This is a genomic window from Protofrankia symbiont of Coriaria ruscifolia, from assembly GCF_900634745.1.
Taxonomy (GTDB): Bacteria; Actinomycetota; Actinomycetes; order Frankiales; family Frankiaceae; genus Protofrankia; species Protofrankia californiensis.
In genome coordinates, this window is sequence record NZ_CAAAFR010000165.1 from 1 (window position 1) to 15,323 (window position 15,323).

The window sequence follows — 15,323 nt, forward strand, 5'->3', positions numbered from 1 at the left end:
AACTGCGGGCAGGATCCGGCCGGAAACGATGGAAAGGAAGTCCCGCGCTGTCTGGTCCACTCGCACTCAATATTCTTGACCCCGCCTCACTGGCCTCGACGTTCGGCCTTGCTGGTCTGACTGTCATCGTGTTCGCGGAGACCGGCCTGCTCCTCGGATTCTTCCTTCCGGGTGACTCCCTGCTGTTCCTCGCCGGCGCCTACAGCACGACCCGCGCTACCGCCGGCCAGCCGCATTTCCACATCGGCTCCGTGCTGGCCGGGGTGGCCGTCGCGGCGCTGGTGGGCGCACAGACGGGCTATCTGCTGGGCCGCCGGGCCGGCCCGGTCCTGTTCAACCGACCCGACTCCCGGCTGTTCAAACAGGAGAACGTGGAACGGACCCAGGAGTTCCTGGACCGGTACGGCTACGGAAAGGCGATCATCCTGGCGCGGTTCGTGCCGGTCATACGCACCTTCATGAACCCGGTGGCCGGTGTGGTGGGCGTGCCGGCCCGGGCCTTCACCCTGTTCAACGTCGCCGGCGGGTTGATCTGGTCGCTCGGTGTCACCCTGCTCGGCTACACCCTTGGACGGTCCATCTCGATCGACCGGTACATCATCCCGATTACGCTGCTGATCGTGCTGGTGTCTGCCGTTCCGGTAGTCCGGGAATACCGTCGCCAGACCAGACCCGGGCGGCGGCCCGACGCCCGCGCGGGAAGCGACCACGACCGCCTGCCCCGGTGACAGCGGTTGCCTGTAGTCGAGCAGATACCGTGGCGCCCACCACGCAGGCATCTGTGCGCTTACCTGTCACTCCCGAGTCCAACCACCCGGCGGATGTCTCAGGACTTCGCAGCTGCTCATTAACAGAGTTTCCCGCCCGCTTACCCCTGTCCGACCCATGGCTAGCCTGGCGTGCCCTAATGTCCGACAAGTCGCGGCTTGGCTCACCCCCCGTCCCAGATTCTTCCGCCGCGGCGACCGAACCGAGAACGAGAAAGAGCCCGATGACTTCACCGAGCACCCCCATGACTTCACCGCGCACCCTCGCGCCGAGTCGCCAACTCCTTAACAAAGTCCCAGAAGTCACCATCTACTTCTGGATCATCAAAGTGCTCTGCACGACGGTTGGTGAATCGGCCGCTGACTTCCTCAACGTCAACCTGAACCTCGGCCTGACCGGTACGTCCGTCGTCACAGGCGTCCTGCTCGTCGCCGCTCTGATCTTCCAATTCAGGGCGAATCGGTACATACCGAGCAGGTACTGGCTGGCGGTGGCACTCGTGAGCGTCTTCGGCACATTGGTAACGGACAACCTCACGGACAGTATCGGTCTGCCACTCGAAGCGAGTACCCTGATTTTCGGCGTTCTTCTCGCTCTCGCCTTCCTCGTGTGGTACCTGATAGAGAAGACGCTCTCCATTCATTCCATCTTCACCAGACGGCGAGAGGCGTTCTACTGGCTTACGATTCTCGTCACCTTCGCGCTCGGTACGGCAACCGGCGATCTCATGGCCGAGGTGCTTGGGCTCGGCTACCTGGCGACGGGAATCATCGTGGTATCGCTGATCGCCATCATTGCGGTCGCATGGCGATTCGGACTCAACTCGGTTCTCTCCTTCTGGATCATCTACATCATGACCCGCCCGCTTGGAGCATCGATCGGTGACTACCTCTCTCAGTCACCGAGCCAGGGCGGGCTGGGCCTGGGTGCGACGGTGACGAGTCTGATCTTCGTGGTTGGCATTCTCGGCATCGTCACCTATTTCTCGGTGACGAAAGCCGATGTCATCCCGAGTGCCTCTGCCGTTGACACTGACGAGGCAATGGAACGAGGAGGCTTGTGGCAGACAGTCGTCGTCGTGGCGCTCGTCCTCATCGCCGCAGGGACGGGATACTTCTTGCGCAAGTCCTCGCTTCAAGAAGACACGTCAAACTCGGCTGCCGCCGTGCAGTCGATCCCGGGCGCAAGCCAGCCAGTGATCTCCAGCGGAAGTCAGCCAGCACAGCTCTCGTCCCTCGGAGACCTCTCGGAGTTCCGAAAAATCACACAGGACACGCTGGATCTCCTGAACGCCGGCAACCAGTCTGGCGCTACGGCCCGCATCGGTGATCTCGAAATCGCGTGGGACAACGCCGAAGCCCACCTGAAACCGAAAGACAAGGCTGCGTGGACCAAGATCGACAAAAAGATCGATACGGTGCTGCGCGCGCTCCGAGCAACGAGTCCGAACTCGAACAGCGAGAGGGCCGCGCTAACGGCATTGCTCACCACGCTCGACCCGAGTGACAGTCATTCCTGAGAAAGAAATCCCGAAGCTATAGATAGATACTACGAGGCTTATGTAGAATCTGTCGGGTGCCAGAACTCGGCCACCGGCGTTGGCCTGGGGTTTTAGGCCGTTCGTTCGTATTCGTTGATCAGGCCACCGAGGACGGGCCGGCGCTTGATGCGTCCCGTCGTGACGCCAGTGATCGGGTGATCGGGTGATCGGGTGATCGGGTGGTCGGGCCGGGGCGGTTGGAGGTGGAGCGCGCGGGGAGTTCGGGGTGGGATCGTGACCGCGGTGATATCGGCGCCGGCGAGGACCACATCGGCGATCTTCACCGTAGATCTTCCCGTCGGGCGCGCTCATGTGCCCGTTCAACCTCCCGATGATCGCACGGTTTAGCGAGCTGCTGCCCCGGATCCGCAACTGGAAAGACCTGATCTTCTACCGGCCCGGTCCGGCGGCTCGCTACGCGCACATCGACGCGCTGTTCGCCGAGCAGGGCATCGACTGGAAACTGATCGAGGCCCACTGGCCGGACCTGATGCGCACCGCGATCTCCATCCGGGAAGGCGCGCTGTCCTCGGTTGCTCTTGGCCGCAGGTCCTTCCTGTCGACGGGGCTCATGTGACCTCCTCACGGAGGCTCCAGACGTCCCGGAACGGTTCTGGAGAACGTCTCTACCGGAAGATTTACGGCCAAGATCGGCTGATCCTGACGGATGCAACAGCGCCTTCCCACTTCATTGTTTCGGTTGTTCTTGATTCCGTGTCGATCGGGTTGTTCCGCCCGGAGGAGACAAAGGGAGGAGGCTGGGTGGGGGAGAGCTGTCGCTTCCGGCCGCCGGCAGCCATACGACGATTCGGGCGCCTGGCTCGTTGTCCTCGATGTGGATGTTGCCATGATGGGCCGTGACGGCATCGTGGACGATCGCGAGACCGAGTCCACTGCCGCCGGTGTCCCGGCTGCGGGCCTGGTCGAGGCGGTGGAACCGGCGGAAGACCTCCTTGCGGTATTCGGGCGGTATTCCCTGGCCGTCGTCTGCCACGACCAACTCGACGCGCTGGTCGGTGGCGGACAGCGAGAGATCGACGCGCGTCCGCGCGTGGCGTCGCGCGTTGTCGAGCAGGTTGCGCACGATGCGGGTGAGCAGGTCGGGATGTCCTGCGACCAGGCCTGCGGAGACCTCGCGGGTGTGGACGGTCAGGGAGCTGGTCAATCGCAGGTTCTGGGCCTCGGTGAGCACGATTTCGTCGATATCGACGAGGTCGCGGCGGCCTGGTCGGGCGTTTTCGTCGAGGTGGGAGAGTGCGAGTAAATCGTCGACGAGACGGGTGAGCCGGTCAACCTCGTGGATCATGCGGGGGGCTTCGTGCTGCCACCTGTCCGCCTCGGACCTGCGGTGACTGACGTCGAGCTGCACGCGCAGGGCCGCCAGCGGGCTGCGTAGTTCGTGGGCGGCGTCGGAGACGAAGCGGCGCTGTGCGGTCACCGCGTTCTCCAGTCGGTCCAGCATCTGGTTCATGGTCAGGACAAGGCTGCGGATATCGTCCCGGGCGGGGGGAACGTCGACTCTGTGATGGAGATCCGCCGATGTGATGGCGTCGAGCTGGCCGCGGATGCGGTCGATGACGCGCAGGGTGTAGCGCACGAGTGTCCAGACCGCGATCGCGAGCAGGACCAGCAGAGTGGGGCCGCCGACCACGGCCGCCGCGGTAACCCGGCCGACTGCCTGGTCGTAGTCGCTCAACGGCGACGCGATCACAATCGCGACGGTGGAACCCTCGGTGCGTACCGGCAGAGTCAGGATCCGGAAATGACCGTGCGCGACCGTCGTCTGATCCTTGATGTGTTCTCCGGCCGGCGGCCCTTCAGTGGGCTGCGCGAGGGCGGCCCCACCGGCGTCGAACTCCCGTGAGCTAGCGATCACATGGCCATCGGAAGCGACTACCTGCGCGATGCTGGTATCCACGCCGGAGCTGGGCAACGGATCCGGCACAGCGCCACGGGTGACGACCGTGCTGAGCGTCTGCGCACGCTCGCGGGCCGCATCGTCGATATTGCCGAGCAGGCTGTTGCTGACACCGGTGACCAGCAGCGATCCGGCGGAGGCAAGACCGACCGCTGCGATGAGGGTCGCGGCGAGGGTCACCCGCATCTGGAAGGACAGCCGGCGCCACCACCGCGGGCGCGCCGCAGTAGCTTCAGGGTGCCCGGTCAACCGCCGTCAGCCCGCAGCCGGTAGCCCACTCCACGCACCGTTTCGATCGCCTGCCTTCCGAACGGCTTGTCGATCTTGCGTCGGAGATAGCTGATGTAGACCTCGACCAGGTTCGGATCGCTCTCCTCGAACTCGTCCCAGACGTTGGCGGTGATGTCGCTTTTGGGTAGCACCTGGCCGGGATGGCGCATGAGGTAGTGCATGAGCGCGAACTCGCGGGGCCGAAGCCGGATGTCGGTTCCGGCTCGGCTGAAGCGGTGCTGGGCAGGATCGAGCTGGAGATCACCCGCGGTCAGGACGGTAGGACGCCCCGGGGTCCCCCGCCGGATCAGTGCTCGCAGATGCGCCAGTAACACGACGAAAGAGAAGGGCTTGGTCAGGTAGTCGTCCGCGCCGAGATCGAGGGCGTCGGCCTCGTCGTACTCCCCGTCCTTCGCGGTGAGCATGAGTACAGGTGTCCAGACCCGCGCCCGGCGGAGCGACCGGGTTACCGCGTAGCCGTTGAGGCAAGGAAGCATGATGTCCAGAATGATCGCGTCGTAGGTGTTGGAGCGGGCGAGCCACAGGCCCTGCTCACCGTCGGCCGCTACATCGACGGCGCAACCCTCATGACGCAGTCCGTCGCGTATCGCGGCGGCCAGGTTTTCCTCGTCCTCTACGATCAGTATCCGCATCGATCGCTCCTGTCACATATCCCTGGACGGACCGGACCGCGCCCCGGAGCGATGCGGGTCGGTGCGCTCCACGGTAACCATCATGTGTCAGTGTGTTCGCGATCCGGCACTTTCACAGGTCTCGGAGTTCTTTCGGGCCTGCGGCGCCCATCACCCGGCCGCCGAGAACCACCACCAGAGCCGCTGCTGCCACGACACCGGCGACGAGAGCGACGAGGTAGACGACCGGAATCGCCGGTGCCGCGGGTGGCGGGTCGAAGATTCCCGTCAGTACCTTGATGAGCAGGTAGCTGATGGCCGCCGCGATCGCCGCGCCGCCGACAACACCGCCCAGGAGCAGCCCCCGCGCTTCGACGGCCAGGAACCGTCCACGCTGCTGGGAGGTGGCGCCTAAGGCGTGCAGCAGCACCAGGGAACGTCGTCGTTGCGACGCGCCGAGCAACAACGCCAGGCCGGAACACGCCAGCGCGAGCAGAACCCCGAAACCGAGTTCCAGCTTGGACAGGCCGGCGAGGTCGGACGCCGCCAGGCCGGATGCGGTGGTGACGGTGGCGCGGGCGGAGCGCACGTCCGTGACCTGGACGCCGGGAGCGACCCGTGACCGCAGGGACGCGGCGGTCACGGTCGGGTCGGATGATCCGATCAGAAAGCTGCCAACCGCGTCCGAGTCGGTCACGCGGGTGATGTAGACGGCGTTGGCGACGATGAAGGAGTCCTTTGGAGCGGTGGGAAACTCTTTGATCTGACCGATCACATGGAACGTCACCGGCTGGTAGAGCCGGTTGGGCCCGGTCTGGAGTCGCAGCCGGACCGGGTCCCCGGGACGCAGTTGATAGTCGTGCAGCGTTTCCGCGGAGAGCAGCACCCCGTCAGGGGTACGGCCGAGGGCGCCAAGTGCGCTCGACACGGTGCTACCTGGGGTGAACGAGTCGTGAAGCGGGGCGACCCGCCGAATCGTGTCGGCGTTTACACCATAGAGGTCCTGGAGGTCCGGTCCCACATAGGCGAAGCGGTGCTGCAGCGGTTCGACGGCACTTACGCCGGGTGCGTTGCTCAGCGTGTCGCTGGCGGACGGGCTGACGACGGCGCCGGGGGGCTCGGTGACCGCGACGTCGGCACCCACGGTCAGGGCGACGTCGAGGCGGGCCTGGGCATCGTAGGTGGACGTGAAGACGGCCGTGGATGCCGCGAGGCCCAGAGCGACGGCGAGTCCGGCCGCGCCGCGCGCCACGATGTGGCGACGTCGTCGAAGCGACGCCGCTTCCAGCTCGGGTGCGTGTCCGGGGCGGTCACGGGACAGCCGCCCGGTGCGCCGACCGAACCATCCGGCGCTGACGCGCCAGACCAGCAGCGCCAGCCCTGGCCATGCCATGGCCGGGCCCAGGAGAGCCGCGTAGTTCACCGAGGTCGTGGCGACGCCCTCGGGGGCGAGGACGACGTGATAACCGCCACGAGAGGTGAGCCAGAACGTCACCGCGGCCCCGGCGAGGAGGATCCAGTCGAGGCCGAACCGCAGCGGCCAGGGAGCACGGTCGCGCGGGGCGAGCGACGTGTCAGCCTGGACTGTTCCGGCCCGACGGTCCAACATCACCCGAATCGCCGGCCCCAGTTGGGTTCCGGCGGCTACCGCGACCCCGATGCCGAGCGCCGTCCACGTCGAAGCGGGCACGAGATGGCTACCCGCCGGCAACACGAGGCGGATCGCGAGCCACGCCATCGGCAGGCCCAACGCCGCCCCGAGGAACGCGGTCAGGGCGGTCTCGCCGGCAATCAGCCGCAGGACGGCTCCCGGCCCCGCACCGCGCAGCCGCAGCAGCGCGACCTCACGGCGACGGCGCTCGCCGCGCAGCGCGACGACCAGGACGGCGACCACGGCGGCGAGCACCACACCGGGCAGCCCGAGCAACAGCACCAGCAGGAGGGCGTAAAGGGCGTCCTCCCGGGCACCGGACAGCGCGGATTGCAGGTTGTCACCGACGAGGGCACCGCCGGCCACCTCGATCTGGAGGTGGTTGTCTCTCTGTCGGATGAGTGTCGTTGCGGCGGCGGGATCGTGCGGCAGGGCGGTGTGATCGAACCCGACATGGATCTGGTGCACCACCGTGCCGCCGCGCGCCAGCGCAGGGAAGCGGTCCGGTGGGACCAGAACGACGTTGTCCGGTGGTGCCGTCGCGCCGGCGTTCGCCGGTGCTCCCACAACCTGGAACAGGGAGTCGGCGGCGGGAAGGTCAACGACCCCGTCGACAGTGAGCGCCGAGATCGCACCGTCCGCCGTGCGGACGGTGATGCTTCCGCCGGGAACCACAGCCAGGTTCGCGGCGGTCTGCTGGGCAAGCAGCACACCGCGTGCGCTACCCACCAGCGGCTTGATCTCACGGGAGAACACCCCGGCGTAGTTCTGGGGCATGGCCAGGATCTGGGCCTGACCAGTCTGGCGGCTGCCGTCCGGTCCCGTCGCCGACAGCGCGGGGACCGCGACACGGTCGACGGCGACCTGCGCTCGCAGATCAGGCAACCGCGCGACCGCGGCGTCGACGCGGGCGGGATCACCCTGCGGCGTCACCTGGACCTGCCAGTCGACGGGCACGCGGGCGGCCGCCCGGACCGTCAGGTCGGCCGAGCTGATGCTGATGAAACTGACCAGCGAGGCGACGAAGGCCACGGTTACCGCGACGCTCACGGCTCCGCCCAGCACCGCGGCCGGGGAACGCATCACCAAGCCCCGGATCCATGACAGGGCCCTCACCGGTCGCCCTCCGCTCCATACCGCGGCACGGCGGAGGAGATCGTCGTCAGAGGCGGTGGCGCGGTCGGGCGCAGTCTGCCGTCACGCAGCTCGACGCGGGTGGGCAGCAACCCAGCCACGTCCTCGTCATGCGTTGCGATCATCAGCGCCCCGCCGGCGCGGCGTATCCGGGAACGCATCACCACCACCATCTCCGCGCCGGTGACGCGATCCAACGACCCCGTTGGTTCGTCGGCCAGCAGCACGAGCGGATCCCCCGCGAGAGCACGCGCCAACGCCACCCGTTGCTGCTGACCGCCGGACAACTCCGCCGGCAGAGCCTGGCCGACCTCGCCGAGGCCGACGTCGGCCAGCGCCGTACGTGCGGCGGTGACGGCCGATCGCCGCGTTTCGCCGTGTAGCCGTAACGGCAACATCACATTTTCTGCCGCTGTCAGCTCGGGCACCAACGAGGGCGCCTGGAACACCAGTCCGATCTGGCGGCGTCGGACCAGCGGATCAGGCGAGAGATCTGGCCAGGAGACGACCCCGCGCGCGGGTAGCAAGCCGGCCAGCGCGAGCAGCAAGGTCGTCTTGCCGCTCCCCGAACGTCCGGTGAGCCCCATCTCATCGCCTGCCGACAAGGTGAGATCCACCGAGTCCAGCACCGGAGTGCGTTCATACGAGATCTCCAGTTCTACGGCCTCCACCAGCATCCTCATGTGATCCGCCCTGCCGTGATGGTGACCGTTCGGTCCGCCACACGCGCGACCGCCGCCGAGTGGGTAACCAGCACGGCGGCGGTGTCGCCGGGGCGTTCCTCACACAGCAGCCGCAGCACTTCCGCCTCCTCGGCTCGGCTCACCTCTGCCGTTGGTTCGTCCGCGAGCAGCACCGCGGGGCTGCCGATCATCGCGACCGCGAGATTGGCGCGTGCGGTCTCCCCACCGGAGAGCGTTGAGGGGCGGGAATGCCGCCGTGTCTTCAGACCGAGCCGTTCCAGCAGCTGATCCGCCTGCGTCCCGCCCGGTTGCGGGCGCGGGCGGAACGAGGCGGCCAGCAGCACGTTCTCCCGCACCGACAGGTGACTGATCAGCCCGCTTCCCTGCGTGAGGACGCCCATACGAAGGCCTCGCAGCCGCGCCTGACGCGCGGGCGACTGGTGCGACATCCGCTCTCCGGTCAGCCACACGCTGCCACCGTCGGGATCATCCAGGCCGGCCAACAGCGCCAGCAGCGTGGACTTCCCCGAACCCGAGGGACCCACGACCGCCACCATCTCGCCGGCTCGCACGGTCAGGTTGACATCCCGCAACGCCGCGACCTCGCTGTCGACCCGGCCCCCACGCCGATAGAACCGGTGCAGACCACGGGCCTCCAGCAGGGTCACGACAACCTCAGACTCTGCGTGATCATGCGGTAGGCGTCGACGTTGTCGGCGCCCACCGGCCCGTAGAGGTCGAGACGGATGGTCTTCGCACCCATGGTGATCAGGTATTCCTCCACCTCGTCGCGGTATTGTTTGCCGGTCACCGGATCGGAGGCGGAGTTCCGCCGGTACACGATCTTCACACCGGACCCTGCCGGCAGGCTCACCGGATCGACCGACCGTGCTTCGAACGCCGACTGCGTCGATCGCAGCCGCGGGATCTCGTGGGCGGTCGCGTCGGCCACGCTCGGCGCCTGGCTGCGACCCACCGTCTCGGCGGCGATGCCGTTCAGCTTGTCGACGAACAGAACCCGCGCACCGGCCGTCGTCTCGGCCCAGCCCTCGGGACGGACGAAGGAATAGCCACCCGCAGCGTTCACGTAGGCGATGAAGGCGATGTTGTCTGGAATGTCTCCCGGCGGGTTCCTCTCCACCGGGACCGGTGCCTGGGATCCGTCAGGTATGGCGCTCCCGCCGGTCACCGCAGGCGAAACCGCGTTCTCCGACGATCCGGAACTCCCAGGGGTTCCCGAGAGCGACGGGATGCCGGAGGATGAACCACAGGCGGCAAGGACACTTACGACGAAGAGCCCGACCAGCGTCAGCCTCCAGGCCGCCAGCAACTTTCGTGTACACATACACCGACCGTGCCGCGACGCTGCTTAACGGAAGCTGAACCCTCAGCCGGCGGTGGGATGCGGGTAAGCCGTCGGGCGTCGGTTCTCTTCCCGGTACTACGACTCTGGATCTTGGAACTATGTCGGGTGACTGATCGTCGCCCCAGAGACGGTGGGAGTGCTCCACGGGCAGACTCCGTCAACCGAATGGCCGGTATTTGGCTGAGAGTAGGGTTACTATGACCTTTTGTGGTCACCGGGGGCGTAGCGGATCCAGGGGCTGCCCGCGGCGGCCGCGATCCGGGTCGTGGTGTCGTCCTGGTAGCCGAGCATGGTCGCGACGACGGGGCGGGGGCTTGGTTGAGTGCCCGGCACCGCCACGATTGAGCCGGTGCGCACGGTTCGTCTGCTGTTTGCTTGTCGCGTCCAGGACCATGCGACGGTGCCCCGGCCGGCGGCACGGATGATGGCCGCTAACCACGCAGGGTAGCCTGCCGTCATGCCTGAGATGGTCGGCCATGCTTCCTCGCGTCGCCGGTTCCTCGCCGGGGCCGGCACGGCAGTCGCGGCCGCAGGGCTGGCGGCCTGCGCCACCGGTGGGTCGACCCGGTCCGCGCCGACGGCGCCAACGCCGTCGACCTCCGCCACGGCCCGCAACGGCACGGTGGCCGGGACCGCGGCGGCATCGACCGCTCCGGACCCGACCGGCCCGGGGCTGGTTCCAGGAGGCACCGCGGTGGCGGTGGCCAACGGACCGCGGGACCGGCCGCGAGTCGCGCTCACCTTCCACCTCGGCCCGCACGAGGCCGGCCAGGATCTCTCGCTGGCCCGTCAGCTGCTCGCCGATGCGGCCCGACTCTCAGCGCCGATCACGGTGTTCGCGGTCGGCCAATGGCTGGATGAGCACCACGATCTCGTCCCGGTCATCCTGGCAGGCGGCAACGAACTGGCGAACCACACCTACACCCACCCGACACTGACCGCGTTACCAGCCGACCGGGTGGCCACAGAAATCATCAACTGCCGGGACGTGCTGGCCCGACTGGCTCCGACGCAGGGCCGCTATTTCCGGCCCTCCGGCACGAGCACTGCCACCCCGTTGATCCTCACCGAGGCCGGCGCCGCCGGTTACCGCACGGTCGTCGACTTCGACGTCGACCCACTCGACTACACCTCTCCCGGAGCCGACACCGTCGTCGCACGGGTACGGGCCGGCGCCCGACCGGGCTCCATCGTAAGCATGCATTTCGGCTACCCGGGCACCGTCACCGCGTTTCCCCGGATCGTCGCGAACCTCCACACGGCCGGCCTCACCCCGATACCGGTACACGACCTGCTCGCCTGACCCACCGCAAAGGCCGGCTCGGGCGGCACCGAGCCGGAAAGGGCACGTCCCTGGATGCCGGGGTGATGGAGAACGGCTCACAGCGCCGAGTAGCGACCGATACCCCCTGCTGGCCAACAGGGCTGGCCGGGTATCGGCCGTTCTCCCAGCCCGTCCAGGCCCCCGGTATTGAACCGGTGCAGCCACAGTCCACACCGTCTGGGGGTGACAGGCCAGGTCGGCGGCGATCTGGGTGGTGCGCCGGCCGGTCCAGCTGGCCGTGATGATCCGGGCTCGGAGGATCTGGTCGGCCGGAGCATGCCGGGTACCCGCCTACTGGCGGATCTTCTTCTCCTCGGCCGCGTCCCGCGGCACCCGGGCAAACAGCACCTTGGGCATGACGCGCTCCTCCTCAGAGCGACCCCGTACCCCTGCTTGCCAGATCTACCACCGACTTCAGGAACCCAGCAGTAGGTGCCTCGGAGGTGAGTCGCTTCCACCGCTGAACCGTCCGGTCAACAGTCCCATCAGGAAAAACTTGCCTCTGCGCACGATTTAGGGCAGCTTAACCTAATCGATCTGTCGGAGGAGGGCATATGGGTCTGGGCCGCACACTGCTACTCGGTGCCATCGCCGGAGTGACGATTCTGCTCGGCCTGCCGGTAGGGCGGCTCAGACGGCCCGCGCCCACACTGCGTGCGCTCCTGAACGCGGCGGCGGTCGGCGTGTTGCTGTTCCTGGTGTGGGATGTACTGTCTGCGGCCTGGGAGCCCATCGACGGGGCGCTGACCGAGGTACACACCGACCACCACGGCCTCGGCCGAGCGGTCTTTTACGGGCTACTGTTCAACGGCGGGATCGCGGTGGGTCTGCTGTCGCTGGTGGTCTATGAGCGGTGGATGGGCCGTGCCGCCGGGGGAGAACGCCGCTTCGGCCCGGGCGCGATGGCCGCGGGGGAACTGACAGCTCGGCAGGTCGGCCTGGCAGCGTGGTCCCCCGCGAAACGCCTCAGCTTGCTGATCGCGGTGGGGATCGGGCTACACAACTTCGCTGAAGGCCTGGCCATCGGCCAGTCCGCTGCCTCCGGTGAAGTCACGCTGGCCACCCTGCTGGTCATCGGCTTCGGGCTGCACAACGCCACCGAAGGATTCGGAATCGTCGCACCGCTGGCCGGCGACACCGACGGTATCCCCGTCCGCCCCGGCTGGGGATTTCTGCTGACCATGGGTCTTATCGGCGGCGGCCCCACATTCATCGGTACCGCTGTCGGGCACAGCTTCACCAGCGAAGCCCTCAGCGTGGCCTTCCTGACACTGGCGGCAGGGTCGATCCTCTACGTCGTCATCCAACTGATCACCGTAGCGGCGAGGAGCCGACGCATGGATCTGCTCGCTTACGGAATCCTGCTCGGTCTGATCGCGGGTTTCGCCACCGACGGTATCGTCACCGCCTCCGGCGCCTGAACCCAAGGCGGCACGATCATCTTTTCGTGCTGCCGGAAGGTCTTCAGGAACTGCTGATGAGACCAGACTGGGGCAACCCGATCGCCGCCACACCCACACACAGCGGACCCTCACCAACCTCTTAAACGGTTACTAACCGGATGTCAGGTGGTGCACAGCCTGGAGATTCACGGTTAGTGTGCGCCGCCACGGTGGCGGTGCGTGAGGAGGCGCGACATGGCGGATCAGGCTGGCTGGCGTGGCTGGGATGCGGTGACGCCGTCATCACCGACGAACCAGGCCTGCACGGCGACGTCGTCTCGGCAAAGCAGCGGGGCTGCTCGGTGCCGGCGTGGTGGCCGGGGCGATTCTGGGAGGCGCCCTCAGTGCGACGGCGGTGTCCCCGAGCCCGAGCCCATCCACGGGGACGACCCAGAGCGCCCCGGATCGCCTCGGCGCCGGCCACGACTTCAGTCACGGCGATGCCCTCGATCAGAGCGGTACCGTGACCGCGGTCGGGTCGTCGTCGGTCACCATCAAGACCGGTAGCGGTACGACCGGGTACGCGGTCACCAGCAGCAGCGATATCGACAAGAACGGTGAAGCGCAAGTGAGCGACCTGAAGGCCGGCGATGCCGTGACCTTCAGCACCGACACCGTCAATGGCAAAGCCACGATCGGCAAGCTGCGCTCCGGCGACGAGGCGCTCAACCGGTTCCATGGCCGCTCCAGCTCGGGCACCGACGGCCCTAACGGGACGACAGCCGGGTAGGCGACCGTGTCCCCGCTGCGGGGGCCGAAAGGGGCCGGAGCTTGGTGACGGTCTTCTGAGCATTCCGTAAACACCCTCCACACAGGACATCCCGCCCGATCCAAAACCGATCTTGGTGGCCTTCCGGCATATCCCGGGTACTGCACTCCGAAATCGGTTGACGGCAACCAGTAGTGCCTGGGCAAGGGGAAGCGGGTAACCTACAGCGACCGTGAAACCGACCGCGAAGAGGAAGCACCGAGCCACCGGCCTCAGCTGGCGGACCCGACTCGCCGAACCGGGCTGGCTACTGCTGCCATTGCGGATGTTCCTCGGCGTTACGTTCACCTTCGCCGGGCTCCAGAAGCTGGCCGACCCGGCCTACCTCGACCCGGCATCTCCGACCTCGGTCCAGCACCAACTCGCGGCTCTCGTGCACACCAGCCCTATCGGCGCGCTGCTCAGCCTGTTCCGGCCGCACACGGGGACGATCGGCGTCCTGATCGCACTGGGTGAGATCTCGGTCGGCACCGGGACTCTGCTCGGGCTGTGGGCCCGGCTCGCCGCGGTCGGTGGCGCCCTGCTCTCCCTGACGTTCCTGCTTACCGTCAGCTGGCACACATGGCCGTACTACTACGGCTCCGACATCGTCTTCGCGGTCATGTGGCTGCCGTTCACGGCAGTCGGGTCCGCCGGGGTGCTGTCGCTGGATGCCTGGTTGGGCCGGATGCCGGACCACGACCCGGGCCGCCGCGCGTGGCTGCGACACGGAGTGACAATCGGGTTCGTGGCTGTCGCCGCGCTTGCCACCGCAGGCCTGACCGCCTGGATCGGACGGGCAGTCGGTGGACGTGCGGTTCCCCGCTGGCCAATGGCGACGGCCATGTCCGGCGATCCGGCGGGTGACGGCGAAACCACTGTCGTACGGTTGGACGAGATCGATCAGGGATCAGCGAAAAGGTTCATCATCCCGCAGTCAGGAGAGCCGGCCTGGCTGATCCACCTACCGGCCGGCGGGTTCGCCGCCTTCTCCGCGGTGTGCACGCACGCCGGCTGTGCCGTCGATTTCAACATCTCGGACCAAGAGTTCAGCTGTCCCTGCCACGGCGCTGTCTACTCGGCGGCCAGCGGGGCCGTCCTTGGTGGACCTGCCCCCGCCCCGCTCACCCGGCTGCCCGTGCATCTGCGAGGGGATTTCGTCCGGGTCGGGTGATTCCCCACCTGGACAGGCCTGGCATGTTCTGCCATGGGTGCGTGAGGCGGACCGGCTCAGCCTGATGATCGACGGGATGTGCAGTCCTGGAATACCCGACTCAAGAAGTCGTGCGCAGCGACGAGCCACACGCGCGGTGTGCGCTGTGAAGCGCTTATTGTATCCCCAGCTCGGCTTGGAGGAACTTGGAGGAACGTTCCTGGGTCTGATGGCTTAGCCGGATTCACAAGGTGAGGGGAGCAAGAGTAGTCTAGCATTCCAGGGCTACGCAAAATTGTCTCGCAGTGACAGCGGCGTTGTTGAGCCACTCCATCTTTTTATCACAGGTCCGGCGAAAAGGAGCCGCGGCCTATCCGACTCCAGGCATGTTAGAACCATGAGTCCAGAGTCGCGCCGAAGGATGCAACCGAGATGAGAGGCGCCGGCCGCCAACGTTGTCCGGTTCCGGATCTGGCAACGGATCGCGTGGCGGATGCGTGGAAATACGGTCGGACCGCAGGATGCCACGGCCACGGGGAGCCGACCGATGGCAGGTAGAGGGCCCGGCGGGCCTGCTCGCCGAGGTCGAGGAGGACCTCCGGTCAGCGCAGGATGCCGGTGTGGCCGAGGGAGTAACGGCCGGGCTGGGGCCAGACGCAGGCGCCATGCGGGCCTGGACCGACCTTGATCCGCA

The 15,323-nt window shown here is 67.1% G+C and carries 14 protein-coding genes and 1 pseudogene; 7 read left to right on the forward strand and 8 right to left on the reverse strand.

The window, feature by feature from the left end; genetic code table 11:
• Positions 1–2: 2 nt before the first annotated feature.
• Both CV1CTNOD_RS18235 and CV1CTNOD_RS18240 read left to right on the forward strand, forming a co-directional pair.
• Positions 3–728 (forward strand): DedA family protein, encoded by a 726-nt coding sequence (locus CV1CTNOD_RS18235; protein WP_347402957.1) that lies wholly within the window; start codon positions 3–5, stop codon positions 726–728.
• Positions 729–991: 263 nt separating this feature from the next.
• On the forward strand, positions 992–2,287 hold the full coding sequence (locus CV1CTNOD_RS18240; RefSeq protein WP_131787235.1) for a COG4705 family protein: 1,296 nt from the start codon (positions 992–994) through the stop codon (positions 2,285–2,287).
• Positions 2,288–2,379: 92 nt separating this feature from the next.
• Here the strand turns inward: CV1CTNOD_RS18240 and CV1CTNOD_RS18245 are convergent, their stop codons facing one another.
• Positions 2,380–2,592 (reverse strand): hypothetical protein, encoded by a 213-nt coding sequence (locus CV1CTNOD_RS18245; protein WP_242606809.1) that lies wholly within the window; start codon positions 2,590–2,592, stop codon positions 2,380–2,382.
• A gap of 65 nt (positions 2,593–2,657) precedes the next feature.
• Here CV1CTNOD_RS18245 and CV1CTNOD_RS18250 point away from each other — a divergent pair.
• Positions 2,658–2,858, forward strand: a pseudogene (locus tag CV1CTNOD_RS18250) (Tn3 family transposase); the annotation flags it as partial.
• A gap of 138 nt (positions 2,859–2,996) precedes the next feature.
• On the opposite strand, the gene CV1CTNOD_RS18255 reads toward CV1CTNOD_RS18250, so the two are convergent.
• From CV1CTNOD_RS18255 to CV1CTNOD_RS24980, 7 genes are all read right to left on the reverse strand, one after another.
• A complete protein-coding gene (locus CV1CTNOD_RS18255) occupies positions 2,997–4,475 on the reverse strand; it encodes a sensor histidine kinase (RefSeq protein ID WP_131787236.1) in 1,479 nt (492 codons plus the stop codon).
• The gene (locus CV1CTNOD_RS18260; protein WP_131787237.1) at positions 4,472–5,149 is read right to left on the reverse strand and encodes a response regulator transcription factor; all 678 of its coding nucleotides are present in this window, start codon (positions 5,147–5,149) and stop codon (positions 4,472–4,474) included. The genes CV1CTNOD_RS18255 and CV1CTNOD_RS18260 overlap by 4 nt, the downstream gene beginning before the upstream one ends.
• A gap of 112 nt (positions 5,150–5,261) precedes the next feature.
• Positions 5,262–7,895 carry an FtsX-like permease family protein gene (locus CV1CTNOD_RS18265; protein WP_207386535.1) on the reverse strand — a complete coding sequence of 878 codons (2,634 nt, stop codon included), beginning with the start codon at positions 7,893–7,895 and terminating at the stop codon, positions 5,262–5,264.
• A complete protein-coding gene (locus CV1CTNOD_RS18270) occupies positions 7,892–8,596 on the reverse strand; it encodes an ABC transporter ATP-binding protein (protein ID WP_131787239.1) in 705 nt (234 codons plus the stop codon). The genes CV1CTNOD_RS18265 and CV1CTNOD_RS18270 overlap by 4 nt, the downstream gene beginning before the upstream one ends.
• Entirely contained in the window at positions 8,593–9,264 is a 672-nt protein-coding gene (locus CV1CTNOD_RS18275) for an ABC transporter ATP-binding protein (RefSeq protein ID WP_131787240.1), read from the reverse strand. The genes CV1CTNOD_RS18270 and CV1CTNOD_RS18275 overlap by 4 nt, the downstream gene beginning before the upstream one ends.
• Complete coding sequence (locus tag CV1CTNOD_RS18280) at positions 9,261–9,941, reverse strand: hypothetical protein (RefSeq protein WP_131787241.1); 681 nt, start codon at positions 9,939–9,941, stop codon at positions 9,261–9,263. The genes CV1CTNOD_RS18275 and CV1CTNOD_RS18280 overlap by 4 nt, the downstream gene beginning before the upstream one ends.
• Before the next feature lie 216 nt (positions 9,942–10,157).
• On the reverse strand, positions 10,158–10,319 hold the full coding sequence (locus CV1CTNOD_RS24980; RefSeq protein WP_165485613.1) for a hypothetical protein: 162 nt from the start codon (positions 10,317–10,319) through the stop codon (positions 10,158–10,160).
• Between the two features lie 100 nt (positions 10,320–10,419).
• Here CV1CTNOD_RS24980 and CV1CTNOD_RS18285 point away from each other — a divergent pair, with 100 nt between their 5' ends.
• The 4 genes from CV1CTNOD_RS18285 (at position 10,420) to CV1CTNOD_RS27430 (ending at position 14,650) form a co-directional block, all read left to right on the forward strand.
• A complete protein-coding gene (locus tag CV1CTNOD_RS18285; protein WP_165485614.1) occupies positions 10,420–11,265 on the forward strand; it encodes a polysaccharide deacetylase family protein in 846 nt (281 codons plus the stop codon).
• 575 nt (positions 11,266–11,840) lie between these two features.
• A complete protein-coding gene (locus CV1CTNOD_RS18290) occupies positions 11,841–12,707 on the forward strand; it encodes a ZIP family metal transporter (protein ID WP_131787242.1) in 867 nt (288 codons plus the stop codon).
• A 331-nt stretch (positions 12,708–13,038) separates the two neighbouring features.
• Positions 13,039–13,458, forward strand: a complete 420-nt coding sequence (locus CV1CTNOD_RS18295; protein WP_131787243.1) for a hypothetical protein — start codon at positions 13,039–13,041, stop codon at positions 13,456–13,458.
• A 211-nt stretch (positions 13,459–13,669) separates the two neighbouring features.
• Positions 13,670–14,650 carry a TQO small subunit DoxD gene (locus tag CV1CTNOD_RS27430; RefSeq protein WP_131787244.1) on the forward strand — a complete coding sequence of 327 codons (981 nt, stop codon included), beginning with the start codon at positions 13,670–13,672 and terminating at the stop codon, positions 14,648–14,650.
• Positions 14,651–15,323 lie beyond the last annotated feature (673 nt).

Excerpts from the sequence above, each read along its gene's own strand:
- CV1CTNOD_RS18290 (WP_131787242.1), top strand. The coding sequence starts at position 11,841 with ATGGGTCTGGGCCGCACACTGCTACTCGGTGCCATCGCCGGAGTGACG.
- CV1CTNOD_RS18270 (WP_131787239.1), bottom strand. The coding sequence starts at position 8,596 with ATGAGGATGCTGGTGGAGGCCGTAGAACTGGAGATCTCGTATGAACGC.
- CV1CTNOD_RS18280 (WP_131787241.1), bottom strand. The coding sequence starts at position 9,941 with ATGTGTACACGAAAGTTGCTGGCGGCCTGGAGGCTGACGCTGGTCGGG.
- CV1CTNOD_RS18240 (WP_131787235.1), top strand. The coding sequence starts at position 992 with ATGACTTCACCGAGCACCCCCATGACTTCACCGCGCACCCTCGCGCCG.
- CV1CTNOD_RS18260 (WP_131787237.1), bottom strand. The coding sequence starts at position 5,149 with ATGCGGATACTGATCGTAGAGGACGAGGAAAACCTGGCCGCCGCGATA.
- CV1CTNOD_RS18285 (WP_165485614.1), top strand. The coding sequence starts at position 10,420 with ATGCCTGAGATGGTCGGCCATGCTTCCTCGCGTCGCCGGTTCCTCGCC.